The 25,196-nt window shown below is 63.9% G+C and carries 21 protein-coding genes and 1 pseudogene; 9 read left to right on the top strand and 13 right to left on the bottom strand.

Translation table 11 applies throughout. From position 1 onward, the window contains the following. Window positions 1–156 precede the first annotated feature (156 nt). On the top strand, window positions 157–723 hold the full coding sequence (locus tag SBP01_RS00620; RefSeq protein WP_320537125.1) for a recombinase family protein: 567 nt from the start codon (window positions 157–159) through the stop codon (window positions 721–723). A gap of 766 nt (window positions 724–1,489) precedes the next feature. Here the strand turns inward: SBP01_RS00620 and SBP01_RS19715 are convergent. The 4 genes and pseudogenes from SBP01_RS19715 to SBP01_RS00605 all read right to left on the bottom strand — a co-directional run bounded on the left by SBP01_RS19715 (window position 1,490) and on the right by SBP01_RS00605 (window position 3,458). Beyond that, window positions 1,490–1,663 carry a helix-turn-helix domain-containing protein gene (locus SBP01_RS19715; RefSeq protein WP_414004311.1) on the bottom strand — a complete coding sequence of 58 codons (174 nt, stop codon included), beginning with the start codon at window positions 1,661–1,663 and terminating at the stop codon, window positions 1,490–1,492. Between the two features lie 47 nt (window positions 1,664–1,710). Next, window positions 1,711–2,034 (bottom strand): hypothetical protein, encoded by a 324-nt coding sequence (locus tag SBP01_RS00615; RefSeq protein ID WP_320538415.1) that lies wholly within the window; start codon window positions 2,032–2,034, stop codon window positions 1,711–1,713. An 81-nt stretch (window positions 2,035–2,115) separates the two neighbouring features. Next, window positions 2,116–2,340 (bottom strand): annotated as a pseudogene (locus SBP01_RS00610) (recombinase family protein); the annotation flags it as partial. An 86-nt stretch (window positions 2,341–2,426) separates the two neighbouring features. Then, complete coding sequence (locus SBP01_RS00605) at window positions 2,427–3,458, bottom strand: Lrp/AsnC family transcriptional regulator (protein ID WP_320537124.1); 1,032 nt, start codon at window positions 3,456–3,458, stop codon at window positions 2,427–2,429. Between the two features lie 203 nt (window positions 3,459–3,661). On the opposite strand from SBP01_RS00605, the gene SBP01_RS00600 reads away from it, so the two are divergent. Both SBP01_RS00600 and SBP01_RS00595 read left to right on the top strand, forming a co-directional pair. After that, entirely contained in the window at window positions 3,662–5,224 is a 1,563-nt protein-coding gene (locus SBP01_RS00600; protein WP_320537123.1) for an AbgT family transporter, read from the top strand. Window positions 5,225–5,295: 71 nt separating this feature from the next. Then, window positions 5,296–6,594: an amidohydrolase family protein gene (locus SBP01_RS00595; protein ID WP_275212865.1), complete on the top strand. Its 1,299-nt coding sequence runs from the start codon at window positions 5,296–5,298 to the stop codon at window positions 6,592–6,594. Window positions 6,595–6,835: 241 nt separating this feature from the next. Here SBP01_RS00595 and SBP01_RS00590 read toward each other — a convergent pair whose 3' ends face one another. Continuing rightward, the gene (locus SBP01_RS00590) at window positions 6,836–7,870 is read right to left on the bottom strand and encodes an Lrp/AsnC family transcriptional regulator (protein ID WP_320537122.1); all 1,035 of its coding nucleotides are present in this window, start codon (window positions 7,868–7,870) and stop codon (window positions 6,836–6,838) included. A 147-nt stretch (window positions 7,871–8,017) separates the two neighbouring features. Here SBP01_RS00590 and SBP01_RS00585 point away from each other — a divergent pair, with 147 nt between their 5' ends. From SBP01_RS00585 to SBP01_RS00570, 4 genes are all read left to right on the top strand, one after another. After that, window positions 8,018–9,232, top strand: coding sequence for a M20 family metallopeptidase (locus SBP01_RS00585; protein ID WP_320538393.1), 1,215 nt, complete (start codon window positions 8,018–8,020; stop codon window positions 9,230–9,232). A gap of 90 nt (window positions 9,233–9,322) precedes the next feature. Further along, on the top strand, window positions 9,323–10,633 hold the full coding sequence (locus SBP01_RS00580) for an MFS transporter (protein WP_320538392.1): 1,311 nt from the start codon (window positions 9,323–9,325) through the stop codon (window positions 10,631–10,633). 1,177 nt (window positions 10,634–11,810) lie between these two features. Next, complete coding sequence (locus tag SBP01_RS00575; protein ID WP_275212867.1) at window positions 11,811–12,203, top strand: hypothetical protein; 393 nt, start codon at window positions 11,811–11,813, stop codon at window positions 12,201–12,203. A 3-nt stretch (window positions 12,204–12,206) separates the two neighbouring features. Next, entirely contained in the window at window positions 12,207–12,914 is a 708-nt protein-coding gene (locus tag SBP01_RS00570) for an RES domain-containing protein (RefSeq protein ID WP_320537121.1), read from the top strand. Between the two features lie 403 nt (window positions 12,915–13,317). Here SBP01_RS00570 and SBP01_RS00565 read toward each other — a convergent pair whose 3' ends face one another. The 8 genes from SBP01_RS00565 to SBP01_RS00530 all read right to left on the bottom strand — a co-directional run bounded on the left by SBP01_RS00565 (window position 13,318) and on the right by SBP01_RS00530 (window position 22,859). Continuing rightward, window positions 13,318–15,288: an acetoacetate--CoA ligase gene (locus SBP01_RS00565; RefSeq protein ID WP_320537120.1), complete on the bottom strand. Its 1,971-nt coding sequence runs from the start codon at window positions 15,286–15,288 to the stop codon at window positions 13,318–13,320. Further along, entirely contained in the window at window positions 15,285–15,893 is a 609-nt protein-coding gene (locus SBP01_RS00560) for a cupin domain-containing protein (protein WP_320537119.1), read from the bottom strand. The genes SBP01_RS00565 and SBP01_RS00560 overlap by 4 nt, the downstream gene beginning before the upstream one ends. Continuing rightward, window positions 15,893–16,909: a fumarylacetoacetate hydrolase family protein gene (locus tag SBP01_RS00555; RefSeq protein WP_320537118.1), complete on the bottom strand. Its 1,017-nt coding sequence runs from the start codon at window positions 16,907–16,909 to the stop codon at window positions 15,893–15,895. Before SBP01_RS00555 ends, SBP01_RS00560 begins: the two co-directional genes overlap by 1 nt. 86 nt (window positions 16,910–16,995) lie before the next feature. Continuing rightward, window positions 16,996–17,841 carry an ABC transporter substrate-binding protein gene (locus SBP01_RS00550; protein WP_320537117.1) on the bottom strand — a complete coding sequence of 282 codons (846 nt, stop codon included), beginning with the start codon at window positions 17,839–17,841 and terminating at the stop codon, window positions 16,996–16,998. Further along, entirely contained in the window at window positions 17,838–18,854 is a 1,017-nt protein-coding gene (locus SBP01_RS00545) for a fumarylacetoacetate hydrolase family protein (RefSeq protein WP_320537116.1), read from the bottom strand. Before SBP01_RS00545 ends, SBP01_RS00550 begins: the two co-directional genes overlap by 4 nt. Window positions 18,855–18,899: 45 nt before the next feature. Next, window positions 18,900–19,838 (bottom strand): VOC family protein, encoded by a 939-nt coding sequence (locus SBP01_RS00540; protein WP_320537115.1) that lies wholly within the window; start codon window positions 19,836–19,838, stop codon window positions 18,900–18,902. A gap of 33 nt (window positions 19,839–19,871) precedes the next feature. Next, window positions 19,872–21,377 carry a bifunctional 3-(3-hydroxy-phenyl)propionate/3-hydroxycinnamic acid hydroxylase gene (locus tag SBP01_RS00535; RefSeq protein ID WP_320537114.1) on the bottom strand — a complete coding sequence of 502 codons (1,506 nt, stop codon included), beginning with the start codon at window positions 21,375–21,377 and terminating at the stop codon, window positions 19,872–19,874. 105 nt (window positions 21,378–21,482) lie between these two features. Then, window positions 21,483–22,859 carry an aldehyde dehydrogenase family protein gene (locus SBP01_RS00530; RefSeq protein WP_320537113.1) on the bottom strand — a complete coding sequence of 459 codons (1,377 nt, stop codon included), beginning with the start codon at window positions 22,857–22,859 and terminating at the stop codon, window positions 21,483–21,485. Between the two features lie 144 nt (window positions 22,860–23,003). Between SBP01_RS00530 and SBP01_RS00525 the strand changes: the two genes are divergently transcribed. Together SBP01_RS00525 and SBP01_RS00520 are read left to right on the top strand one after the other, a co-directional pair. Beyond that, window positions 23,004–24,017: an ornithine cyclodeaminase family protein gene (locus SBP01_RS00525; protein WP_320537112.1), complete on the top strand. Its 1,014-nt coding sequence runs from the start codon at window positions 23,004–23,006 to the stop codon at window positions 24,015–24,017. 27 nt (window positions 24,018–24,044) lie between these two features. Then, window positions 24,045–25,064, top strand: coding sequence for a dihydrodipicolinate synthase family protein (locus tag SBP01_RS00520; protein WP_320537111.1), 1,020 nt, complete (start codon window positions 24,045–24,047; stop codon window positions 25,062–25,064). The last annotated feature ends 132 nt before the right edge of the window (window positions 25,065–25,196 follow it).

The following is a 25,196-nucleotide window of genomic DNA, read 5'->3' as shown; positions in this document are numbered from 1 at the left end:
CTGAATTCGGTCCGGGCTGCAGACCTTGCTCAACGGCGCCTTATGTTCAAGTTAGATTGAACGACGCCCGTGCTGACGAAACGAGGCGCCTATGTCTTGACTTTCTCCGGGGAAGGGCCTAGAACTCAACCTGACAGGATGAGGTTGGAGGCACCGGTGACTGGACAGCGGATCGGGTACGTACGCGTGAGCACGCTGGACCAGAACGAGAAACGCCAGCTCGAAGGCCAAGTTCTGGACAGGGTCTTCACCGACAAGGCCTCCGGCAGGGACACGGCCAGACCAGAACTTACGGAATTGCTGCGGTTCGCCCGGGACGGGGACACCGTGGTCGTGCACAGCATGGACCGGCTCGCCCGGAACCTCGATGACCTGCGCGCCCTCGTCCAAGGGCTGACACGCAAAGGTGTGCGGGTGGAATTCGTCAAGGAGAGCCTGGTCTTCACTGGCGAGGACTCCCCCATGGCTAACCTCATGCTCTCCGTCATGGGCGCCTTCGCCGAATTCGAACGTTCCCTCATCAGGGAACGCCAAAGGGAAGGCATCGCCCTCGCCAAGCAGCGCGGCGCCTACAAAGGACGGAAAAAGACCCTCACACCCGAACGAGCCGCCGAACTCGTTCAGCGCGCCAGCACAGGCGTTCCCAAAGCCCTCCTTGCCCGTGACTACGGGATCAGCAGGGAGACCGTCTACCAGTACCTGCGCCACGCCAACCTGGAATGAGCTTTCCCGTCCGGGGCGGGCGTTATGCCATATCCGGACGCCGCCGTAGCTTGACGGAATCTTTATTATCGGCGTTGAGGACACCCTGGTAGGCACTGTTCGTAGCATTTCTTGTGGCTTGCCAGACTTGTTGGCGAATTGCCAAACGATCTGGCGAATCTTGCCAGCGAGTTGGCGGAGCGCTGGTGAGATCGCCCGAAAACTTGCACATAGTCAGCTCTGGATCGGGTCGTCGCTTGGCATCGGCGCCGGAGACCAAGCCCGAACGACCCTGAAGCCGAGCCTTTCGCCAACTCCGATGGCAACGCGAGCTGGCGGCGCTCTGTTCGTACGGGCGCATACTTCGGTCCGCTCGCCTGCACCGTTGCCAGCAAGGGACAGTGCGATTTCCCCGCTAGGCCAAGCTCCTCAGCTCGCCAACTAACTGGCAATTTCGCCATCTATCCTGACAAGCCACATTTCTGACCGTTGCCAGTGGAAATTGGCACCCGATCACCGTACGTCTTCTGTGACTAGAAAAGCTCCGTAGCGAGGGATAGCTTCTGGACAACAGCCAGCGGGCTGCGGTGAACGTCTGATGCGAACGCGGGGGCGAACTTGCCAGAGCAAAGGCGACTGGCAATGAATGTACTGAGGAACAGAAAGTGGAACCTGATATTGGACTAGGACAGCTGTTGCAAAGCACCGAGACCGTCCTGGCTTTGCCTGATCGGTTATTTCCTCTGCGCCCCGGGGCATGGTGGCTGCCAAGCGCCTGATCGTGTGGCTAAGCTTCTGGTGCCACGTCCGCGAGTAAGACCGCTGCCAGCGCCGCGTCCCGCGGTACGTGAAGATCCAGTCCAGTTGCTACGCGAAGACTCGCCAACCGATTGACCACCGTATTCCGATGGCAATAGAGGGACTCCGCCGCAGCCTTGATGGATCCGCTCTCTAGAAACATGGTTGCGGTCTCAATGACTCTTGTCCTCTCCTGGAAGGGGATGGTCTTCAATCCCTGCGTAAATTGTTCCGCCCATCCCGGGAGCGGCTCGACAGGTGGTCCAAAGCAAGTCTCGGCCAAGCGATCCGCGCGTCGACCAGACAGCGGTCTTTTCTTCCCATCCGAGCGAGAGCCACGGCAGCGGCGAAGTGCGCCGGTACGCTCGACAGCCCCTTGATGGCCCCGATGTACCCTCCATGGACACCGGTATAGAAGGCGATGTCGCCTTCGGCATACTGGCGTCGGAAGATCACGAATACGCCTCCCGATTCGTAGTCGAAGATCGCATCCCTCTCTCGCTGACGCTCGAGGAAACTTTGCAGCAGGGGCATCTCGTCTCCGATCGCCGACACGAGCTCGAAGGTGGCGTCGAGGGGTACCTGAAGGGTACCGGCGATTCCCTCCAGCAGCCCGGGCTGGGGTTCCCCGGTCGGGGATACATGCCGGTCAGGGTCTGGCGGGTGATCCCGAGTTCGGTGCAGAGGGTGCTGACTTGGTTCCGGGCTTGCCCATGGACGCCAAAGCGAGCCGGAGTTTCGCCGCGGTCATTTTGTCGGGCCTTCCCCATTCCGGCCACGGGCGCAGGCTGACGCGAGGCCGGCGATGGTGCGTTCGGAGACGAGCTCGCGTGCGAACTCCAATGGTCGCCGGCGGACATCCGCTTGTTCATCAGGGTGTTCGTTCCAAGCAAGTCCTGAGCGGGCCAGCATTCTCGTTTTCATGGCTAGTAGGCCATGGGGACTATCTGGCCAAATGTTCCGTCGTCGTTGAGTCTTACGCCGTTGTATTTAAAGGTGCGGAGCACTATACGGCGGTCCTCGATCGCCAGGCCGTCAACGGACTGGAGGAGCTGCCGCTCGACGTGGAGTAGGTCCATGGGGTTGTTTAGCCAGACGACCATGTGGATGTTGTTGGCCCCGGTGACCGATGACATTAGGCGCAGGGCCGGTACCCGGGCGGGGAGTCCTTCACCCAGGGTCGGGACCCGGTCAGGCGGTATTGAGCCCCACAGGATGGCGCTGTAGCTGCGTCCTGATCCTCGTCGGGCGACGTCGCAGCGCACGGTGATGTATTTTCCACCGACCAGGCGGGTAACGCGCCGTGCGGCGGCCACCGGGGATATGCCGGCGACGGCAGCGAGTTCGCGAAGACTGGCGCGGCCATCAGCACTGAGCTCACGCATCAGAGCCTGGTTGGCGGTATCCATTTTTACCGCGGCTCCTTCGCCGGCATTAAATGCTTGCTTATGGAGTTGGGACAGGCTGCGCAGTTTTGCTGCCGGCAGTGCGTGGAAGTGCCACCGGCCGGCGTCGAGGATCTGGCTGGTGACGGAACGCACCGAGTAGTGCAGCACCCCGTCAAGACTGCCGATGGTAGTGAGCAGGAAAGTGGAGATGCTGTGCTCTGCCGCAGCGATCGTCAACAAAAGATGTGCCGGGCCGGCGATGAACTGGATGGACATGAGCCGCTGGTCCGGAATGAGTTTCTCGACAACGTCCAGGACGCGGTTGTTCTGGCAGGTCAGTTCGACGAACGCCACGTCCATGACCCGCAAAAGTTCTGGCCCCGGTGTGATCGAGACACGGGCGAGTCCAGCACCGGTCAACCGCGCCCATCGTCGCGAAAGCGTCGTGGGGTGAACGTTCAGGACCTCAGCCAGGTCTTCCCATGGCGCACGCGGTGCCACTTGGAGGGCGTTGACCAACTCAATGTCCCGTTCCGCCAAGGGAGAACTATGCTGCACTATTTCTTCCATGGGATTATTTTCCTGCATTTTGGGACGCATTTTCTCGTGGACCGTAGAGTTTGCCTTCGTCCATATGACCCACGCCACATCGGAGAACCAATGGGATCCCCCTCATCATTCCAGTCCGTCGCAAAAGCGGACAAGCAGGTTGCAGTGATACGCCGGGCAGGCCAGGTCGCCTTTTGCCTCCCGAATGCAGGGTCAGCGTTGTGATGGCTCTGAAGACTCCCACGGAGCCGCGCCGCAGACTTGGGGCCCGGATTATCGACGGTGTAGAACGCGCCGGCAACAAGCTGCCTGAGCCTTTCGCCTTGTTCCTCTACTTGCTGTTGGGGGTCGGCATTGTCTCTACGGTTGTGTCATGGTTCGGCGTCAACACGCAGGTTCCCGGCAGCAGCAAGTTGACTCCCGTCAAGGGACTGTTCACCGGCGAGGGCATCGCCTGGCTGATGACCACAGCGGTCGATAACTTCATCTCCTTTCCCCCTCTCGGCGTAGTGGTCACCCTGTTGCTTGCCGTCGGCGTGGCAGAACGCACGGGCCTGCTGCTCACTCTCGTGAAGTCGACGCTGGGCCGGGCACCGCGATGGGCCCTGCCGTACGTGATCGCGCTCGTGGCCTTGTGCGCACACATCATGTCTGACGCCTCGATCCTGGTAATTCCGCCGATCGCGGCGCTGGTGTTCAAAGCTGCAGGACGCAACCCGGTGGCCGGGCTGCTGGGATCCTACGCGATCGGCATTGCCGCGTTCAGCTGCACGCCTTTCGTCACGTCGACCGACGCCCTGCTGGCCGGCATCTCGAACGCTGCTGCCGTACCAGTGGCCGGGGTGGTCCTTCCCGTGACGGCGGTGTCCAACCTGGCACTGAACGTGGTGCTATCGGTCGTTCTGACAGTGGCCGGCGGCCTTGTCATTGACAAGATCCTTGAGCCACGCCTGAACCGGATGGGCGTCGGTACCGGCAAGGCAGCCGAGCACGACAGTGATGCGGCGGCATCCGCAGCAGTCACCGCACCCGAACGCAGCGCCCTGCGCTGGGCCGGGCTGGCGCTGGTGCTCGTAGTCGCCGGCGTGCTGGCCCTGACCCTGCCCGAAGGCTCCCCGCTGCGCAACGAGCAAGGCGGGTTCCTGCCAAAATCCCCTCTGCTGAGTTCAGTCATCTTCCTCGTGTTCACCGTCCTGATCGTTCCCTCCATCGTGTACGGGGCCCGATTGCGCAAGATCACGGGGATCCAATCCGTGGTTGAGATGATGGGCCAGTCCGTCAAGGACGCCGTTTCCTTCATCGTGGTGGCTTTCGTCATGGCTCAGTTCCTGGCCCTGTTTACCTGGAGCGGTCTGGCCTCCTGGGTCGCTGTCAACGGCGCCCGCACTCTGCAGGACGTCAACTTCACCGGCTTCGGTGCCGTGATCGCATTCATTGTGGTGGTCTCGTTGCTGAACCTGCTCATCGCGTCGGGTTCCTCGCTGTGGACCCTCATCGCCGCAGTATTCATTCCGATGTTCGCCCTGATCGGCTACGAAGCCGGATTCATCCAAGCCGCCTTCCGCGTCGGAGACTCCGCCACCCAGGCCCTCACTCCACTCAACCCCTACCTCGTCATCATCCTCGCGTTCCTCCGAAAATATGAGCCCGACGCCGGCATTGGTTCGATAATCGGCCGGATGCTCCCCTTCACCATCGTGTTCTGGATCCTCTGGGTACTCGTGCTCAGCGCATTCTTCTTCACCGGCACCGGAACCGGGCCGGGCATGGGAATCCTGGTCCGCTGACCGAAACAAAAGACTGCGCCCCTGACGCCAAGAACACCAACCATAATGATGCGACGTAAGGCAGTACTGTGATGCACGAAGCACGACTTCCCCTGACCCCCTCCCCCACCGGGGCCGTTCTGAGGCTCACGGGAGCCAGACTGATCGACGGCACCGGCGCAGCACCTGTCGATGACGCAGAAGTTATTATCGACGGTGACCGCATCCTCTATGCCGGCCCACGGCGCGGCCCCGATGACCATCCTGAAGCAACGACCGTGGACCTCAAAGGAAAAACGCTCCTGCCCGGGTTCATCGATACTCACGTCCACCTGTCGCTATCGTTGGAAACGCCCCCGGCACAGCGCGCCGCACGGTTCGAGTCCGAACACGTCCTGGCCGCCGCAGGGATCATCCACGACACCCTCATGGCCGGCATCACCACAGCCAGGGACCTCGGCGGTCTCGACGCCGGCTACCGCAGAGCGATAGCGGGCGGCGCCATCCTCGGCCCGCGACTTCATTTGGCGGTTGCTGTGCTCTCCCCCACCGGGGGACACGCCGACACGTGCATGCCCAACGGCGAAAGGAGCATGTCACTGACGGCCTTGATGACCGTAGATTCTGACGACGAAATGCGACGCGCCGTTCGGACGCTGATTCGCTCCGAGGCCGACGTCATCAAGATCTGCACCACAGGCGGCGTATCCAGCCCTTCGGACACACCCCACGATCTTGGCGTTCCTGAACACCAGATCCGGCTGATAAAGAACGAGACCGCCCGCCGCAGCGGCCAGCCTGTCGCGGCACACGCCCAGGGAGCCGCCGGCATCCTCGAAGCACTGCGTGGAGGGGTTACGAGCATCGAACACGGATATGAGATCGATGCTGAAGCTATCGCGCTCCTGCAGGAGCAGGACGCTTTCCTGGTCCCGACCCTAAGCTCCGCCCTGCGCGTCCCGGACCCCGCGAAGGTCCCGGCCTACCTGTACGAGAAAAAAGTGCTGTGGTCCGGGATCGCCCGCGAACATCTCGGCGCGGCTCTCAAAGCAGGGGTGAAGGTCGCCATGGGCACAGACGCCGGCGTTTGTCCCCACGGCGAGAATTTGAAAGAGCTCGCGTACATGGTTGAACTGGGCCTGTCCCCCATGGACGCCATCGTCGCAGCCACCAAAAACGCGGCGGAACTGATGAGATTGGACGACCACCTTGGCACCCTGCAGGCCGGCAAGCTCGCCGACCTGGTCATAACAGAGATTGACCCGCTAACGGACATCAGCCTGCTCTCAGACCCGACCACCATCGGCGCCATCATCCAAGGCGGACGATGCGTGAAGGACCTCAAAGGATGGCTCCCCATGCCCGCCGCCTCGACGTTCAACGCCTCCTGAAACTCAGGGAACCACCTCGACGGACTGGACAGGCCCTCATCGAAACACTTATAGACCAACTCCATGGATCGACGACAATCACCGCAGGGACCGGACACCGGGCTCCCACGAGGCGCACTTACTGCGCCCCTCGGCCGGTCACCGGACCGGCCCCGTTACTGGCCGCGGCGGTCTTTGCTGCGGCAAAAACGTCCCGCCACTAGTCGGGGTGGTGCTCCGTCTAATGGTGGGGCCGCGCCTCTCAGTGGCGGCGGTGGTCGTGCAGCGGTGGTGCTGGGGGCAGGACCGGGGTGACAATTACTTCGCCGGTGGCGGTGGAATCCTCGTTCAGCATCCATCCCGTACGTTTGTGCGTTCTGACCCCGACGTCGGACTCGATGACTTGCACCGCAGGTGCAGCCTGTTGGAGGCCGGCTTCCACGTCGGCGATGGCACCTGGTGTGCGTAGCCAGAGATAGAACGTCAGATTGGCGTCTCCGGTTGTGGCGGCACAAAGCCTTAAGGTTCGGTAGGAGCGAAGATAACTTACTGCCGCCTCCAGCTGGGCGGGCGGTACGCGCACGTACCATTGGCAACCTATGGGGTAACCGGACCAGTCCTGGGCTAGTTCACAACGCAACGCCAGCAGGCCGGTCTCACATGCCTGGCGCAAGTGTCTTGTTACGGTGGTCGGATGGGTGCCCGTTTCGGCTGCGATCTCGACCGCGGAGGCTCGCCCGTCCCGTGCCAGTACGGTCATTAATTGCGGCAAGGTTGGAGGAGTGGCGCCGGGCGGACGTGTCACGCCGGGATGCAGGGCAGCTATGCGTCGTTGCTGCTCAGGGGACAGCACGTCCAGGCGCCAGTTGTTTCCGGCCGAGTAGAGCCTGGTCGCGAGCGTCACTTGGCTGCGCATAATGTCGGGATCGGTGCGCACTATTGGCAGCACGCCCCTGGCCACCTGTTCCCAATTGCGGGTGAGGACGGTCAGCCGGAGGTCCCAGGCCCGGGCCGCTTCCTCCACGGTTCCGATCTCGGGGACAGCGCACAGGCGTTCGAGTACTTCCGCCCGGTGCCCGGAACGGCATTCGAGGCCGATGAAAGTGACACACCCCTGGCCGTCGGCGGTGCCGATATGACCGGTGATCCAAGCCTGTCCGTCCGCGCGGAGCCGTTCCCAGCGGGCGGCAAGGGTTGCCGGATGCCGGCGGAGCACGGATCCGAGCTGGGTCCACGTGGCGCGGGGAGCGAGCTGAAGAGCGTGAATCAGTTCGAGGTCATCAGGAGGAAGCTCCATGCAGGATCCTTCGGTTTTCAGATGGTTGGCTGCAATTTTCTCACGATATCGAGCGTGTGTACGGGTGAGACCTTCACACTCAAGGGATCCAATTTTCCTGCGAAAGGGCCCGCCGTGGCACGTCCCGCTTCCTCCGCCGACCTGACCATCGCCCTGCGCGATGATGCTGCCGCCCTGGCCGGCCAGATTGCCGACCTTCGCCACCGCCTGCACCGCGAGCCGGAGGTCGGGCTGGACCTTCCGCGCAGCCAGGAAAAAATCCTCGCCGCCCTCGATGGGCTGGGCTATGAGATCACCACGGGCACGGACACCACGTCAGTGACGGCCGTGCTGCGGGGAGCAGCGGGATCGAACGCCGGAGAATCGGTGCGTCCGGTGGTGTTGCTGCGTGGTGATATGGACGCCTTGCCGGTACAGGAGAAGACAGGTCTTGCGTATGCCTCCGAGGTTCCCGGCGCAATGCACGGCTGTGGCCACGACCTGCACACAGCGATGCTGGTGGGCGCGGCGAACCTGCTCGCGTCCCGGCGGGACCACCTCTCCGGCGACGTCGTCCTGATGTTCCAGCCCGGCGAAGAAGGCTTCGACGGCGCTGGAGTCATGATCCGCGAGGGCGTCCTGGATGCCGCCGGACACCGCCCGGACGCCGCCTACGCACTGCACGTCATGAGCGCCCTCGGCGACAGCGGGGCCTTCCTTTCCCGTCCGGGCCCGGTAATGAGCTCCTCGGACGGGCTGGTCGTGACCGTCCACGGGGCAGGCGGGCACGGCTCGGCACCGTTCGCTGCCAAAGACCCGGTCACGGTCGCCGCCGAAATGGTGCTGGCGCTGCAGTCCATGGTCACCCGCCAGTTCGACGTGTTCGACCCTGTCGTGATTTCCGTCGGCATGCTGCAGGCCGGCACCAAGCGCAATGTCATCCCTGACACGGCCCGCTTCGAAGCCACCATCCGTTCCTTCTCCGCCCAAGCCAAGACACGGCTAAAAACCTCAATTCCGCGGCTACTGGGAGCCATCGCAGCAGGCCACGGGCTGGAGGTCTCGGTCGACTACATCGAGGAGTACCCGGTGACCCTCAACGACGGAGCCGAGTCCGCCTTCGCGCGACACACTGTCGACGAACTGTTCGGCCCCGGGCGCTACAGCGAGCTGGCCCACCCGCTGGCAGGTTCCGAGGACTTCTCCCGCGTCCTGGCCGAAGTGCCGGGCGCATTCCTGTTCCTCTCCGCCGTCCCCGACGGCACCGACGCCGCCACAGCGGCCTACAATCACTCACCGTTTGCCGTCTTCGACGACGCCGTACTGGCCGACGGAGCCGCACTTTACGCACGTCTTGCCCTCGATCGCCTCGCCTCCGCCTGAGCCTGGCTTACCTTCCCCGCCCCTTCCCAGGAGACTTCCATGTCCACTCCCCGCCCCAAGATGGCCACGCAGGCCGATGGGTCCACCCGCATGAGCCCGCCCCAGCGGTCCCGAATCCTCAAGACGCTGATTGGCACCGGCGCCGGGAACGCCGTCGAATGGTACGACTGGGCCATCTACGCCACGTTCGCCTCCTTCATTGCCTCCCAACTGTTCAGCAAGCAGGACACTTCAAGCGCCTTCCTCGCAACCCTCGCGATCTTCGCCGTCGGGTTTGTCGCGCGCCCGCTCGGAGGTTTTATCTTCGGCTGGATCGGCGACAAGGTAGGCCGCAAGGCCTCACTGACGCTCTGCGTCGGTCTGGCCTCGCTCGGCTCCCTGGTGATCGGACTGACCCCCACCTACGACTCGATCGGCGCGGGCGCGTCGGTCATGCTGCTTATCGCACGGCTGATCCAGGGCCTCGCGCATGGCGGGGAGCTTCCGAGCGCCCAAACCTACCTCTCGGAAATGGCACCACCGTCCCGCCGCGGCTACTGGGCATCGCTGATCTACGCTTCGGGCACAGTCGGCATCCTGTTCGGGACCCTGCTGGGCGCAGTCCTCTCCACTGCCATGCCGGAATCGACCATGGCCGCCTACGGCTGGCGCATCCCCTTCCTCCTCGGCGCAGTCTTCGGGCTGGTCGCTCTGGTCATGCGAGCCCGCATGGAAGAGTCCGAACTCTTCGAATCCGGGACCGCCACCCATGACGCTGTCGTCCCCGGCAACCCCACCCCACCCCACAGCAGCCTGTTCACCGATCTGGCCCGGCACTGGCGCCAGGCCCTGCAGGTCATCGGCCTTACCGTGGGCCTGACTGTCGCCTACTATGTCTGGGGCGTCTCAACCCCGGCCTACGCGATCAACGTCCTGAAGATCGACGCAACGGAAGCCCTCTGGGCCGGCGTGGCAGCCAACCTGGTCTTCATCGTGGCCCTGCCCTTGTGGGGCCGGCTCTCAGACCGGATAGGCCGGAAACCGGTCCTCCTGATCAGCGGCATAGGCAGCGCGCTGACCTTCTTCCCCGCCACCTGGTTCGTCCAAAACTCGGCCATGCAACTGGGACTCGCCATGTCTGCCATGCTGGTCTTCATCGCCGCATCCGCCTCCATCATGCCAGCCGTCTACTCGGAACTCTTTCCCACTGCCGTCCGCACCATCGGAGTGGCAATCCCGTACGCACTCTGCGTGGCAGCCTTCGGCGGCACCGCCGCATACCTCCAGGCCGGGTTCAGCATCTGGTTCGGCCCCGGCGGCCCCACCGTTTTCGGGGTGTACACGATCGTCCTGCTGCTGATCGGCGCTGCCACAGCGCTCTCGCTACGCGAAAGCCGCGGCATCGACCTCAGCACCCGCTAGCCAGCGGCCCACACCATTGCCCCTGCGACGATGGCGAGGCGGCACTGCAAGGCATGTCTTAGGGAGGGGAAGGGTTTTCTGAGCTGCGAAACAGTGATTGGCCGGGACCGCCGCTCCCCCGTCCGCCGGGTAGGTTCGGCGCCGGACTCCCGCGGGATAAGTGACTTTCAGCCCCCGAGTGCCGAAGTGCTTGCCTGCCTGTCCACCGTTCAAGGTTCCGTCCGCAGTGGGCTTGCCCGGGGGGATTTCTGAACTGCGCGCGGCTGCTTGATGCATTCCAACTTATGAGGGGAGGTTTTCAACCATCGTCGCAACAGACTCCTTTTTCGAACGCTACAGCTCTCCCCCACCTATTCTTGAACGGTGACTCTCATGTCAGCTGTTCTTTCCTTCGCGCTTGTTGCCTGACTTCTGACACTGGTCCCCGGCCCGGCCTGGACACAGCGTTAGTCCTGCGGTCATCCATTTCCCGGTCGCGAAGCTTCGCCTTCGCCACCGCCCTGGGGATCAGCACCGGCGCGATGATCTGGGGCGTAGCCGTGGGCGTATCAGCGCTGCTCGCCGCTTCGGAGTAGGCCTACCGTGTGCTTCCGCTCGCCGGAGCGGCCTACATGGTCTGGCTGGGAGCGACTCTCCTGCGGAAGAGTCTGCGAAAAGACAAAGTTCCTGCCAAGCCGGCAGGTAAAGCGGCTGAATTCACCTCCGGAAGCAATCATTTGTTCAAAGGCTGGCTGACCGGTACCGGAACAAACCGGAACAAACCTGCTCAATCCCTAGGTGGGTGTCTTTTACATCGCCACCTTCCCCCAGTTCATACCCGCAGGCACGTCACCACTGCTGATGGGCGTGCTGCTCGCCGGCGTCCACTGCCTGCTGTCCATGGCCTGGTTCACATTGCTAATCCGGCACGGGCTGCGCCGCCCGCTGGCTCGAGGTCGCCCGAAACATCCGCATCATCAACAGCATCACGGATCTGTCCTCGTAGGTTTCGGCGTGAAACTGGCCCTCGGACCCGCCCACTAGCTTTTCCTTGCTGTCCTCAAATACCTACAGGACTGAGGCTTGGGCAGTTTGACGAATTCTCCATTATCGGCGTTCTGCCACCTGTTATTTCGGGTGTGATTTGTTGTGTGTTCTAACCGTTGAAATACTGTGTCATCCGTGGCAGCATGGAGACATGACAGCAGTTGCAGGAGCCCGCGGAGGTCTGAAAGCCCACCAGGATTCCATCAGGTTGCCCGAGGCTGAGCTGGTCCGCGACCTCAGGGACATCCTGGGAGCGAAACTTGTCGCCTACATCGGCTCAGTGAAAGAAACCCGCGCCGTACGCCAGTGGGCCGACGGTCAGCGGAAGCCCTCCGCAGAAGTCATGACCCGGCTGCGGCACGCGTATCATGTCGCGGCGTTGCTGGCCGAGCGCGACTCCCGGACCGTGGTTCAGGCCTGGTTCCAGGGCATGAATCCTCAGCTTGACGACGTACCGCCGGCGAGGCTGCTGCGTGAAGGCCTTATCGACGAAGCCGCACAATCTGTCCTTGCCTCTGCCCGGGCCTTCGCGGCCGCCGGCTGACGGATGGAGCAGAACGAACTAGCCATCATTCCGGCGGCCGGCACTGTATGGCGCATCGGGTTCCGCCCCGAACCCTGGGCGTGGAGCGGCTGGGAATGGGCCACGGACGGCCGCTTCCCCGGCCGTTGGGACGACCTGCACGGCAACTTCCGCACTGTCTACGCCGGCTCAAGCCTGAAAGCATGCCTACTAGAGGTTCTGGCCGGTTTCCGGCGCGATGCCCGGCTCGCTGCGGAAGTGGACGAAATCGTCGAGGACGATGAAGACCAGGTACTGTACCCGACCATCCCACCAGGCGAAGTTCCGCGTGAATGGCTGGAGGCACGCGCCGCGACCCGCGCCGAGCTCTCCGGGCGTTACTGCGCCGTCACCGCCTCGCAAACCGTGGCCGCCCTGTATCCGCATTTCATCGCCACGGCTTTGAGTCTCGGGCTCGCTGACTTTGATACCGCGGCGTTGAAGGATGCCAGACCTCGGCAGCTGACCCAGGCCATCGCAGCATGGCTCTACGAAACAACAGCGGTCGACGGGGTTACCTTCGCCTCCCGGCACGGCGATGACCTTCGCGTGTGGGCCGTTTTTGAGCGGCCCGGGGATCCCCCAGTCAGCCCCAAACTTGGCCGAACCCAGATAGTCGACGTCCACCATGAAGCTGCAGCTATCAAGGAAGCATTCGAAATTCTCAAGCTCAAGTGGCGGCGTGAAGAGTAGGGCACGCCTCAACAGCCTCTGCAGTCAGGCCCAGCTGTCAGTTAGCTGACGAAAGGTCCCTTATCGGCGAACGAATGCTGGCGGGGGAGAGCCCCAGAAAAGGTATTCCCAGTCCTGTACAACGACCACTGCAACCCCTTGAATCCGCTTTCGCGATGATGCCTTCATGAAGGCCCGCTTGATCCTTCGATGGCGCCGACGCCGCCGTTCTTAAGGCATCTGGCGGGTTGGGCAAGACACCCCGTTCGCTGCTTGGCGCCCTTGAATTGCGGTCCCGGCCAGGAGTTGGGGGAAAGAGGACCAGAGAGGGGCGCATTCATCCACCACGAGGACGGGCTTGACCTGGCCGAACCCGGTCCGACCCGCGGTATGCCTGGATACGGCGGGTCGGAACGGGTTCCGCTTAGGGTGATACGGTCTGCCGTTCAAGGGCAAACTGCGCATATTCTTTCAACAGCTCCGGATCATCTACCGACCCTAGATCGGCAACCGCTTCCAGCGGGGCCCCTTGGAGTAGCTTCTTGACAGGCACCTCCAGCTTCTTTCCGGTGCGGGTATGCGGGATTCCGGGCATGAAGATAATCTCGTCGGGCAGGTACCGGACGGAGAGGTTCTCACGGATGGACCTAGTGATCGCTTCCTTGGCCACATCCGGATTGATCCCGTCGGCGAGGTGGACGAACAGCGGCATGTAGTAATCAGTGCCCAGCTCCGCGCCGACAACCAGCGCCTCGGCCACCGCCGGCAGCGATTCAACCACCGCGTAGATATCTGCCGAACCGAGACGCAACCCGTTGCGGTTGAGGGTCGAGTCGGAACGGCCGTGGATGAGGATGCCACGGTCTGTGAACTCTATGTAGTCCCCATGCCGCCACACTCCCGGATACATGGCGAAGTAGCTCTCGTGGTAGCGGCTGCCGTCATCTCCCCAGAAGCTCAGCGGCATCGAGGGCATTGCCTGAGTCACCACCAGTTCACCCTTTCGCCGGGTGGGATCGCCGGCTTCATCCCACGACTCCACGCGCACTCCGAGTGCCGGAGCCTGGATGTAACCGACATGCACGGGAAGAGTCGGGGATCCCCCCACGAAGATGGAGGCGATATCTGTACCGCCACTCATGGAGGCCAGCCAGATGTCACCCACACTGCCGTAGACCCAGCGATAGCCGTCGGCCGACAGCGGCGATCCCGTGACCTGAAGGGATTTCAGGGCACCCAGGTCGTGATCCTGCATCGGCACGAGGCCGGCCTTCGCGCAGGAATGGACGAATCCTGCACCCACACCCAGGACGGCGACCCGCTCGGCTGCGGCAATCTGCCATACCCGGTCGATCGACGGGAAAGTGGGATTTCCGTCGACGAGCACAGCCGTTGCCCCCACGCCCAGCGCGCATACGAGTGCGTTCCACAGCACCCAGCTCGTCGATGCCACATTGAGGTAGCGGTCCCCGGGCCGCAGGTCGGAGTGGATGAGGAGCATTTTCATTTCCTCAAGCAGCGCCCCGCCGTGGCCATGCACGATGCCTTTGGGAATGCCCGTTGTCCCCGAGGAGAATAGGACCCACAGGGGGTGACTGAACTCGACGTCCTCGAAGACGAGCTCCGACGGTTCGGCCACGGCCTGAGCCCAGGCGACAGCCGGGGTCCGGGTCGGGATACTCGGGACGGAGGTATGCCGTCCCACCCAAATCACGTGCTCGAGGGTGGGGAGCTGGGCGAAGACTTCTGCCAGCTCCGCGCGGCGGTCCCGGTCCTTCCCGCCGAGCATGTAGCCCGGGGCGGCGATGACCACCTTGGGACGGAGCTGGGCGAACCGCGAAACGATTGCACCTGGACCAAACTCAGGGGCACAGACGGACCAGACGGCGCCGATCGAGGCGGCGGCGAGGAGCCCGACGACGGCCTCGGCAACATTCGGGAGGATCGCTACCACCCGGTCTCCGTGGCCCACGCCGCGGGCACGAAGGTGCGCGGCCAGGGAAGCCACCTCGCGCCGCAGCGCATTCCAGGTGACCTCTTCGCGCGTTCCGTCCTCGGCGATGCCGATCAGCGCGGTGCCCTCGTGGCCCTGCAGCAGGTGCCGGGCGAAGTTGAGGGTGCGTCCAGGGAACCAGCTCGTGTGCGGCATGGGATCCGTGGTGCAGACGGGCCCTGGAATCCCGCCGAACTCGACCCCCGCAAACCGGGCAAAGTGTTCCCAGAACTGCTCCGCCTCATCCACCGACCACTGCCACAGCTCGTCATAGCCCGTACCGACGTCGATGCCCTGCCCGCCCAGGAAGGCGGAGAAACGTCCCACGCCGGTCTCCGCGCCGTGTTCGAGATCCGGCTCCCAGATCACGTCGCCATCGGCGGCATGGGCGTTGAGGATCATGCTCTCTCCAAGGGCAGGGAAGCCTCCCTGCGCCGTTCGGCGATCTGGGCTGCCGTGAGCGGTTCGGTCCCGATCAGCACGAAGAGGACCCGGGCGGTGGTGTCGGTGCGGTTGGACCATGCGTGGCTGGTGGCGCGTTGCACGGCCACGTCGCCGGCGCGCATGGTCGCCTCACCCTCATCGACCAGCAACGTGATTTCACCCTCGAGAACCACGGCGTAGTCCAACGAGTCGGTGCGGTGGAACCAGAAGTGCTTGGATCCGCTGTGCTCGGCGCCTGCTTCGGCCTCGTCGTGCCCGTCGAGCTCACTGAAGATCACCGAGCCGGCCTCATCCGGGTAGACGGAGTCCGGCGGGAAGTCGGCAATGCGCAGGATAGTCTCGCCGGCGGCGGGGAAGCTGGGTATCTCAGCGTCCGCCGTGGCCGGGTCGGCGTCGGTGACGTGGTCGATGGGTCCGGCTGCGGTCAGCCAGGGCACGGTGGCACCGAATCCGGGAATCATGTCCGAAGACCAGTGGTTGGGCGCGGCCCCGTCCGAGAGGATGATGGCGCGTCCCTGATCATCGTGCCCGGTGACGATGCGGCGAACTGGGGGCCGGGTCATTATGCTACCCATTCTTCGTGCGGGTAGGTGCGTGGCTCGGGCCACCATGGGGCCTTTTGGCGTTCCGTCGAAATCGGTGTGCGCAAAGTGCCAACTCCTTCCAGTTCCAGCTCAATGACGTCGCCGGGTTGCAGGAATTTGCCGATTTCAACGCCGGCGCCGAAGCCCATGGTGCCCGAACCGATGAGGTCGCCCGGCTGCAGGCGGTCGGAGATGGAGACGTAGGCCAGCAACTCTGCGGGGGTGTAGACGAAGTCCTCGACCTTGGTGTCGGAGAGCACCTCGCCGTTGACGCGGACTTGGCCGCGCAAACCCTCGATGGAGTCAATTTCGTCCATGGTGGTAACCCAGGGCCCGATGCCGTAGCCGAAGTCTTTGCACTTCTGCGGGCCCATACCGATCGCCATTTCCGCGCCTTGGATATCGCGTGCGCTGAAGTCGTTGAAGACGGTGATGCCAAAGAGGTGGTCCAGTGCCGTGTCCGGGGTCAGGTCGCTTCCGGACTTGCCAACGATGTAGCCGATTTCGAGTTCCCAGTCGAGGGCCTCGGTGAAGTCGGGGTAGGGCAGCTCTTGGTTGTGTCCATAGGACATGGCAGTGGTGCCCTTGAAATAGCCCGGACGATCGTAGATCGAGCGTGCCGGCTGGGCCTTGGCGACAATGCGGTGGAAGTTTTGGATGTGCTGTTCGAACGTCAGCCCGTCGCGTATGACCGGAGAGTCGACAGCCGCGCGCCATGAGACCTCGTCGATACTGTGGGATGCGTCATCAGCCGCGCCAAGAGCGTCATGGGCAGCGTCCAGGAAAATGGAACCGCCGCCAATTCCTGCGGCCAGGCTGCCAGGGAGAATCGCAAGGGCCAACGCCCGGGCTCGTTCCGGATCAGCCGCTTTGCGCTGAAGTGTCAGGGCGTAGGCGCGGGCGAGGTCAATGACCCGGCCCTGTTCGGGCTGGGCCGCGACGAGTCGGATCTGTTCGCCGTCGGGCGTTGGGACGGCAATTCTTCCAAGTTTCATGGCTGCTCCTTAGCTATTCTACATACGATACGTACAGTATCGCATCGGGTTTATGGAGTTGCAATAGGCAACTTCGTGGGTGACGCTCAGTTATGGATGGTGGCGGACCGTGCGGCCCTCACGAGCGGTTCGCCGTCGTATAGCTCTTCCAAACGGACGTTTGGCGGAAGCATGTCCAGGCTTCGGCGGATCTCGGTCAGCAACGCCAGTCCCCGGTGATCCACCGCAAGGGTGCGGGCCCGTGAACCCCAGGCTCTTGCGGCCGCGTCTTGGTAACCGCAGCGTTCGAGCAACTCGATGCCCTGCTCATCTTCCATCGACACTCCGGCCCCTACTCCTAGGACCATGGCGCGAAGGTAGCGTTCCAGCTCCTCGGATTCGAGAACCCCGGCGCGGACCACCAGGCCTTGGCCGGGCAGTTCCGGCAGCAGGGCGTTGACATCCAGCACGCGCTTCATCCCGGCCAGTTCGGCGAGTTGGTCGAACGGCGGTCCGAGCAGAGTCGCGTCCACTTGACCGCCAAGGAGTGCGTCGAGTCGTTCGCGCACGCCGCCGACCACCACGTAGTCGACGTCGACGTCCCGTAACAGGCGCTTGGCGATGAGCGCGAACCCATTGTCGGGGGCGTCCACCGCAAACCGGCATCCCGCCAGGTCCGCGATTGATTCCACGTCACCACCCGCGTGGATGCCCAGCGGCGTCGTCGCCTCGACTTGGGCCACCAGGCGCAGGTCGGCCCCAGCTCGGGTCCACTCGAACAAATTGTCGATTGCTGTGACCACCATGTCCTGCTCCCCGGAAAGCAGGGCCCGCAGCTGCTCAGAGCTCGACGTGGTCCGGGTGGGCAGCACCTCTAATCCCTGCAGGAATCCCAGTTCGTCCGCCAGCAGATAGGACACCGGCGGGACGAAGTGGCTTTGGCGCAGGCTCACCAGGCGGCCGCCCCGGCGGCAGCGACCGCGGCCGGGCGATCCACATACCAGGGAGGCAACTGCCCGCTGGGCCCGCGGACTGTCGAACGTTGGGTGCCGAGACCCGAGATCTCCGCTTCCATCACGTCGCCGTTCTTGAGGAATCGGCCCCAATGCGAACCGTTGCCCGCTGGCGAACCGGTGATCAGGAGATCCCCTGGCTGCAGCACAGCGACGGAGGAGGCGTAGGCGATCAGGCTCGGGATGTCGAAAAGCAGGTCATCGGCGAGGGCATCCTGCATTACTTTGCCGTTGAGGCTCAGGCGGATCCGCAGCTTCGCCGGGTCCGGTACGAACCGCTTGGGCACCACATAGGGGCCGGTGGGGAAGAACGTCGGTTGGTTCTTCGCGCGGAACCAGTCGGTGCCCATCATCGCGATGTCGTTGCGTGGGACGAGCGTGCGCGCAGTGACATCGTTGACAATCGTGTATCCGGCGACGTAGTCGAAGGCGTCGGCGGCCGAGACCCGGTGCGCCCGGCGGCCGATGACCACGCCCAGCTCCAGTTCCCAGTCGATGTTGCCGCCGACATCAGGCAATTGTACGTCGTCGTAGGCGCCGCAGACCGCCGAGGGGATCCCGGTCCAGATGTACGGGTCGCCGGAACGGCCGCGCTCATCGATTTCGGCCGCGGCGTTGGCTGCCAGTTGTGCCGGGTTGGCGCCTTCCGCACCGAGCTTGTGGGCGACGCTCATCTGCAGGACGTGTTCGCGGTAGTTCGCCCCGGCAGCAATGATGGTGCCCACCGGCTGGACCGGTGGCAGCACCTTAAGTCCCTCGAGCGGGCGGCCACCTGCCGCGGCCGGGTCGAGGGACCCGATCACCTCCAGGTTTGCGTCCCAGTCGGCGAACAGGTCCCCGATCCGCGTGATGCCCGGCATCACGGTGCGCAGGTCAACGACGGCGTCCCCGAAGACGGCCCCGGGGAATTGCTTCCCTCCGTCCTCGAAGGTACCCAGCGTGAATTCGTGCATCAGTCTTCCTTCTGTGAAGCCGGTATCCGACCTTGTTGGCAGTCGCTAGACCGGCGGGGCGACGTACAGGCCGTTGTCCTTGTTGTTGAACATCTCCTTGGTAATGAAGTCGTCCATGTCCCCGCCGGTGCCCCATTGGTCGGAGGTTTCGGGTTCGCGCACATCGAAGATGCTCGGATGCCAGTTGTCTTCCTCGACCGTGTCCAACTCGGTGGTGTATTCCATGGTGTTGCCGTTGGGGTCCAGGAAGTAGGTGAAAGTGTTGTCCCCGGCACGGTGGCGGCCAGGACCCCAGAGTTTCTGGTGGCCCGAGCGCAGCAGCTTTCCGGTGCCGCGCATGTATTCGTCGATGCCGCGCAGCTCGAAGGATGCGTGCTGCAGCGAGGCGTGCGGGCCGCGCGCGATCGCCATGGAGTGGTGCTGCTCGTTGCAGCGCATGAAGTAGAAGAGGTCGCCGACCTCCGGGTGGTTCAGGGTGTCCGAGAGGCGGAAGCCCAGGTGCTGCTCGTACCACGCACGCATCTTTTCCGGCTCCGGGGAGTTGAGAACCACGTGGGAGAGCTTCACCGGGATGGCCTCGCGCTCCTCGATCTTGCGGTGCTTGCGCACCTCGACGTCGGAGGAGACCTCGATGGTGCGCCCCTCCAGGTCGAAGAAGCGGAAGCCGTATCCCCCGCCGAGAGTCTTGACGTCATCGGGTTCGCCAATGAGCTTCACGCCCTTGGCGATGAGGTCCGAGGCGAGCTGGTCAACCGAAGCCTTGTCCGCCGCGCCGAACGCGACCATGTCAAGGCGCTTGTCATCGGCCTTGCGCACCCGGACCGAATACTGTTCCGGGGAGCCCTCGGCGGCGAAGTAGGTCACGCCGCCGTCGTTCTCCATTTCAGTGAGTCCCCAGTGGTTCTTGTAGAACTCAACCTGCTTTTGGTAATCGGGCACCGCGATGTCGAAGTGCCTCAGGTGCGTGATCGGGCTGAATGCCATGGTGGTCTCCTATGTTCTGACGCGGATGTGGGTCTAGATGTGTGCCGGCACGTCGCAGCCGACTTTCGGGATACTGCCGATAAGGCGTTCGAAGGCCTCGAGGGTGTCGCCAAGGCCCAGGATGTACCGGTCCGGGCGAACGACGACGATGTTGGCGCCGGCGGCCGTAAGGATCTGGCCGACCTTGGCCGGATCGAAGAGCACGACGACGTCGTCGTTCCCCTCCAGCTGCCTGCGCAGGGAGGAAGGGAGCTCGGCATAGAGCTCGCGGGTGGTTGCCACCAGGAAGCGGGAACCCACCATGTCGTCCAAACGCACCCCGTCGGCGAGGATCGGCTGCGTGGCCAGACGGCCGGCACGGTCGTCGGTGCCGCCTTCGTGCAGGCCCGGTCCCAGTGGGGGCGCAACAGGTGCCGATGCCGCGGGGTTCGCCCGGATGAAGGCGTCACGTTGCTTTGCCACCCCGGCGTCGGTGGTCTGCAGGAAGCCGGCGGCGTTGGCCGCCTGCTCGACCCAGAAGCGTGCGTGCGGCAGACGCTCGCTCTCATAGGTGTCCAGGAGACTGTCGTCCGCCGCACCGCGCTTGACTGCATCGAGCTTCCAGACCAGATTGGCCACATCGCGCATTCCGGCGCACAAGCCCTGCCCAAACAGCGGCGGGGCCTGATGTGCGGCGTCGCCTGCCAGGAAGATGTTCCCCGCGCGCCACTGCTGGGAAATGCGTCCCCGGAACGTGTAGGTCGCCAGCCGGTCCGCCGTGAACTTGTCCGCCGGCAACACGCCGTGGCTGAGGCGTTCGAGGCCGGCGGGGGTCGCAATTTCCTCGGGGTCATCGCCTGGCATGAGCATGAACTCCATCCGCACCCGCTTGCCGGGGAGGCGGATCCACAGGGCAGGCCGAGTGTGGTGGCCCAGGAAGATCATGTCCGAGGACAAGCCCGGGCTCCCTTCAAGGATCCCGTCCGCGACCAGCCACTGCGCATCCTCGCCGATTTTTTCGGTCTCGATGTTCAGCGCCTTGCGACTCTGCGAGCGGGCTCCGTCCGCCGCGATGGCCCAACGGGCACGGATGAGGGATTCCTCACCGTCCGACTTGCGCACCGCGACTTCGACACCCTCTTCGGCGTTGCGTACCGAGAGCACGGTTATGCCGCGGCGCAGCTCGACACCGGGCAGTTCCTCAACGACCTCCTGCAGCAGGACTTCGATCTCAGGCTGGTGAAAAGTAAGGTCGTCGTGCCATCCCTGGGCCCCGAGCCGTCCGGTCGGCACGGAAACCAGGACCTCGCGCTCCTCATTCTCGATATGCATCGAAGCCATCGGCAAGGTGGCCCTGGCGAAGCGCTCGGCAACCCCCAGCGACTGGAGGGTACGGAAGGTCTCGCCATCGAAGTGCACGGCGCGCGCAGTAGGCCATGCCTGGACCTCGCGTTCCACGCCGACGGCACTCAGGCCAGCGCGGCCCAGCAACGCCAGGGCCGTGACCCCCACGGGCCCTCCCCCGACCACGACCACGTCAACGTTGACGATGTCAGTCATCTCGCTCCTTCAAGTTCAGTACGTATCGTTTCGGATAGAATGTAACACCCATCACTTCGTGGCACAAGGGCACTGGAAGGCTGCGATGCGCGTCAGCTTTGCGGCTTAGGCCCTCCAAACAGTTTTGAGGTTGCAGAACTCCCGGATGCCTACCGCGGCGAGCTCACGTCCGAAACCGGAGCGCTTAATCCCCCCGAACGGCAGCTCCTGGTAGGAGACGGTCATACCGTTGATGAACACCGCACCGGCGTCGAGATTGGTCGTAAACCATGCCTCTTCCTCGGCGTCACGGGTCCAGACCGCACTGGAAAGACCGAAAGTGGTCTGATTGGCGATCCGCAGGGCGTCCTCGCGATCCGCCGCACGGTACAGCGATGCGACGGGCCCGAAGGTCTCCTCCTGGATGATCCGCATCTCTTCACTGAGCCCTGCGAGCACAGTGGGGGCATAGAAAAAGCCGGGGCCCTCGGGAATCGTCCCGCCGGTCAGCACCTCGGCGCCCAGGGAGCGCGCGTCCTCAACAAGCTCGGCCAGCTCGTCGCGTCCGGACGCGGTGGCCAGCGGCCCCACCTGGGTTGCGGGGTCCAGCGGATCCCCTACGACAAGCTCCGACATCAGCTTCACGAATTCGGCGGCGAACGCGTCATAGACCTCGGTGTGCACGATGAAGCGCTTGCCGGCGATACAGGACTGGCCGTTGTTGCTGATTCGCGCGCGCACGGCGGTCGCCGCAGCGGCGGCGACGTCCGCCGAGGGCATGACGATGAACGGGTCCGACCCGCCCAATTCCAGCACGGACTTCTTCACGTGGTCAGCGGCAATGGAGGCCACCGAGCGTCCCGCCGGCTCGGAACCCGTCAGGGTCACCGCCTTGACCCGCGGATCGGCAAGGACGGCCCCCACCTCGGAACCGCCGATCAGCAGGGTGCGGAAGGAACCGACCGGGAACCCCGCGCGCTCAAAGAGGGTGTCAAGGAAAAGCGCGGCCTGGGGCACGTTCGAGGCATGCTTGAGCAGACCAGAGTTACCGGCCATAAGCGCCGGTGCCGCAAACCGGATGACCTGCCAGAACGGGTAGTTCCACGGCATGACCGCCAGGACAGTGCCCAGCGGCTCGTACCGGGTCCACGCCCGGCTCGCGCCAACCGTTGAGGGGTCCGCCAGCGGGGCATCGGCCAGGAATTCCTCGGCGTTCGCGGCGTAGAACCGCATGGCCTTGACGCACTTGTGCACCTCGGCGATCGATTGCCCAATCGGCTTGCCCATCTCGACGGTGATCAGCTCGCCCAGGCCCCCTGCCTGGTCCTCCAGAATGTCCGCCGCGGCCAGCATCCACTGCGCTCGCTTGGCGAAGGTGGTGCCCCGCAGCAGCCGCGCCGCTTCGGCGGCTTCCGCGATGCGCTCCTGGACTTCCTGGGCCGCGTGCGGCTCGATGATCATTTCGGTCGAACCGGTGGTCGGGTTGACGGTGGCGATTGCCATGGCTGGGATCCTTTTCCTTGAGACGTGTTCTCGATCACGAGTGTATAGGATACGATTCGTATCGGACACTATTTAGGCCTACGCAATAAATCCACCCACGCCCGCAGCCCGTGGACCGGCTGCCCGACATCAAGGAGTGCCCCCGTGAGCACCAATGGCGAGTTGCCGACCAAACTTCCGCTCTTCCTCACCGACGCCGACGTTGCCAGCCTTTCGGACTGGGCCCGGGCAATCGAAGCCATCCGCGCCGCCTACAAGGCCCCTGGCGACGAGGCCGGAACCCCGGGGCGGATCTTCGCCCAGACCCCGCGGGAATGGTTGCGGATCATGCCCTCGGTACCATCCAGCGGCCAGCTGTTCGGCGCTAAGTCAATCGCCGGGTCCTTCGCGGACGGCCTGCGCGTCAGCTACCTGATTTCCCTCTTCGACAAGGACACCGCGGATTTGGTGGCGCTGGTTGACGGAAATCGCGTCACCGGCCTGCGCACCGCCGCGACCACCGCTGTGGGCACCTCCACGATCGTGCCGCAACGGCCGCTGACCGTGGGCGTTATCGGCTCCGGTTTTGAGGCCCGTTCCCACCTGACGGCCTTTTCCCACCTGCTGGAGTTCGCCGACATCCGAGTGTTCAGCCCCAACCCCGCCAACCGCGAGGCCTTTGCGGCTGAGTTCGACGGCGCGTTCGGGGCTCCCGCACGGGCCGTCGGTTCGGCCCGCGAGGCTGCCGAAGGCGCGGATCTCATCCTGTGCGCAGCACGCTCCCGCGATGAATCCCCGACCTTGCAGGCCGACTGGGTCGGAGAAGACACCGCTGTGGTATCGATCGGTTCTACCACAGCAGCCCAGCGTGAGCTGCCCGCCGAACTTATCGCCCGCGCCGCAGTGGTCGTGGTGGATTCCCGTGACGAGGTCGTCAACGACAGCGGGGACATGATCGCGGCCCGCGTACACGGCGTCGATGTCGATTCGATCGTTGTCACTCTCAATGCCGTCCTTTCCGGTGCAACCGAGATCGATTGCGCGCACGGGATCAGGATCTACAAGTCGACGGGTTCAGGCCTGCAGGACATCGTGGTTGCCGAGATGCTCGTGGACCGCGCGCGCGCCGAGGGCATCGGCACCGTCCTGCCCGTCGGCATTGTCACCAGCCGCAAATAACACCTCACAGAAATAAAGGAGAACACCATGGTGGAATACACCAAATCCGAGGCCCGCTCCTGGGCCAAGGAGAACTTCACCGGCACCGTCGCGGTGACTCACCCATCCTTCACCCCTGACTTCGCGGACATCAACGAGAACGCGATCCGCCACGACATCCTCCTGCTCAAGGAACGCGGCTACGCCGGTTCCCTGATCATCGCCGAAGCGAATGTCACCCCGGAGGAGAACGCCCGGATCACGGCCGTCGCCCGCGAAGCGGCCGGCCCTGACTTCGCACTCTTCTTCCACGCCATCTTCGGCACCCTGGAAGAGAACATCTACGCAGCAAACCTCGCCACCAAGGCCGGCGCCGACCGCGCCCTGCTGGCCTACCCCTCATCGTTCTGGCCGACCTCCTACGACGAGGTCTTCAATTACACGAAGCGTTTCACCGACGAAACCGACTTGGCCACTATGCTGTTCCCGCTGCCCGCCTGGGGCTTCGAGCGCATCCACCCCGCCGGCATGAGTGTTGACTTCGTGCGCCGCGTCCTCGACGCAATGCCTAGTATCGTGGCCATCAAGGCCGAACAGGGCTACCCGGGCATCCCCGGGGTCATGGAGATGTACCACCACTTCCGCGACGAAGTAGTGATCTCCTGCCCCATTGAGGCCGAAATAATCCCCCTCATGTCGGTCCTGGACGTCCAGTTCTCGGGCACCGCGAACACGAACTGGATGGGCGACTACTACCCCAAGGCCTTCGAGCTGGCGCGCACCGGCAAGTGGGAAGAAGCCATGGAGCGCTACTGGCAGGTCCAGCCGGCCCGGGCCGCCAATATCGCCGTTTCGTCCACATCCACCCCGGGCACCAGCTCCATCAACCGCACCCAATGGAAGTACCAGGAGTGGCTCTCCGGCTTCAACGGCGGCGCCCTGCGCCCGCCGGCAGTCAGACTTCCCGACCGCTTCATGAAGCAACTGCGCGCAAGCCTGGAAGCCTCGGGGCTGCCCGTCACTGACGCGCCGGACTCCGAGTTCCTGCGCGGTCGCGTCAGCGCCTAAGCCGTTCCGAGGCGGTGTACCGCCTGCAGATTGCCCCTTGGGGCCGAACCGGATTGCGGGTTCGGACTTCCAAGGGGCTTTTTGCGGGGGGAACCGGCACGTATTAACACATCAGTCCAAGCCAGCGGGAAC

It is taken from the genome of Pseudarthrobacter sp. IC2-21 (genome assembly GCF_034048115.1).
In the GTDB taxonomy this organism is placed as follows: domain Bacteria; phylum Actinomycetota; class Actinomycetes; order Actinomycetales; family Micrococcaceae; genus Arthrobacter; species Arthrobacter naphthalenicus.
Note: the sequence above shows the minus strand (reverse complement) of the source record. Positions and strands in the feature narration are given on the sequence as shown.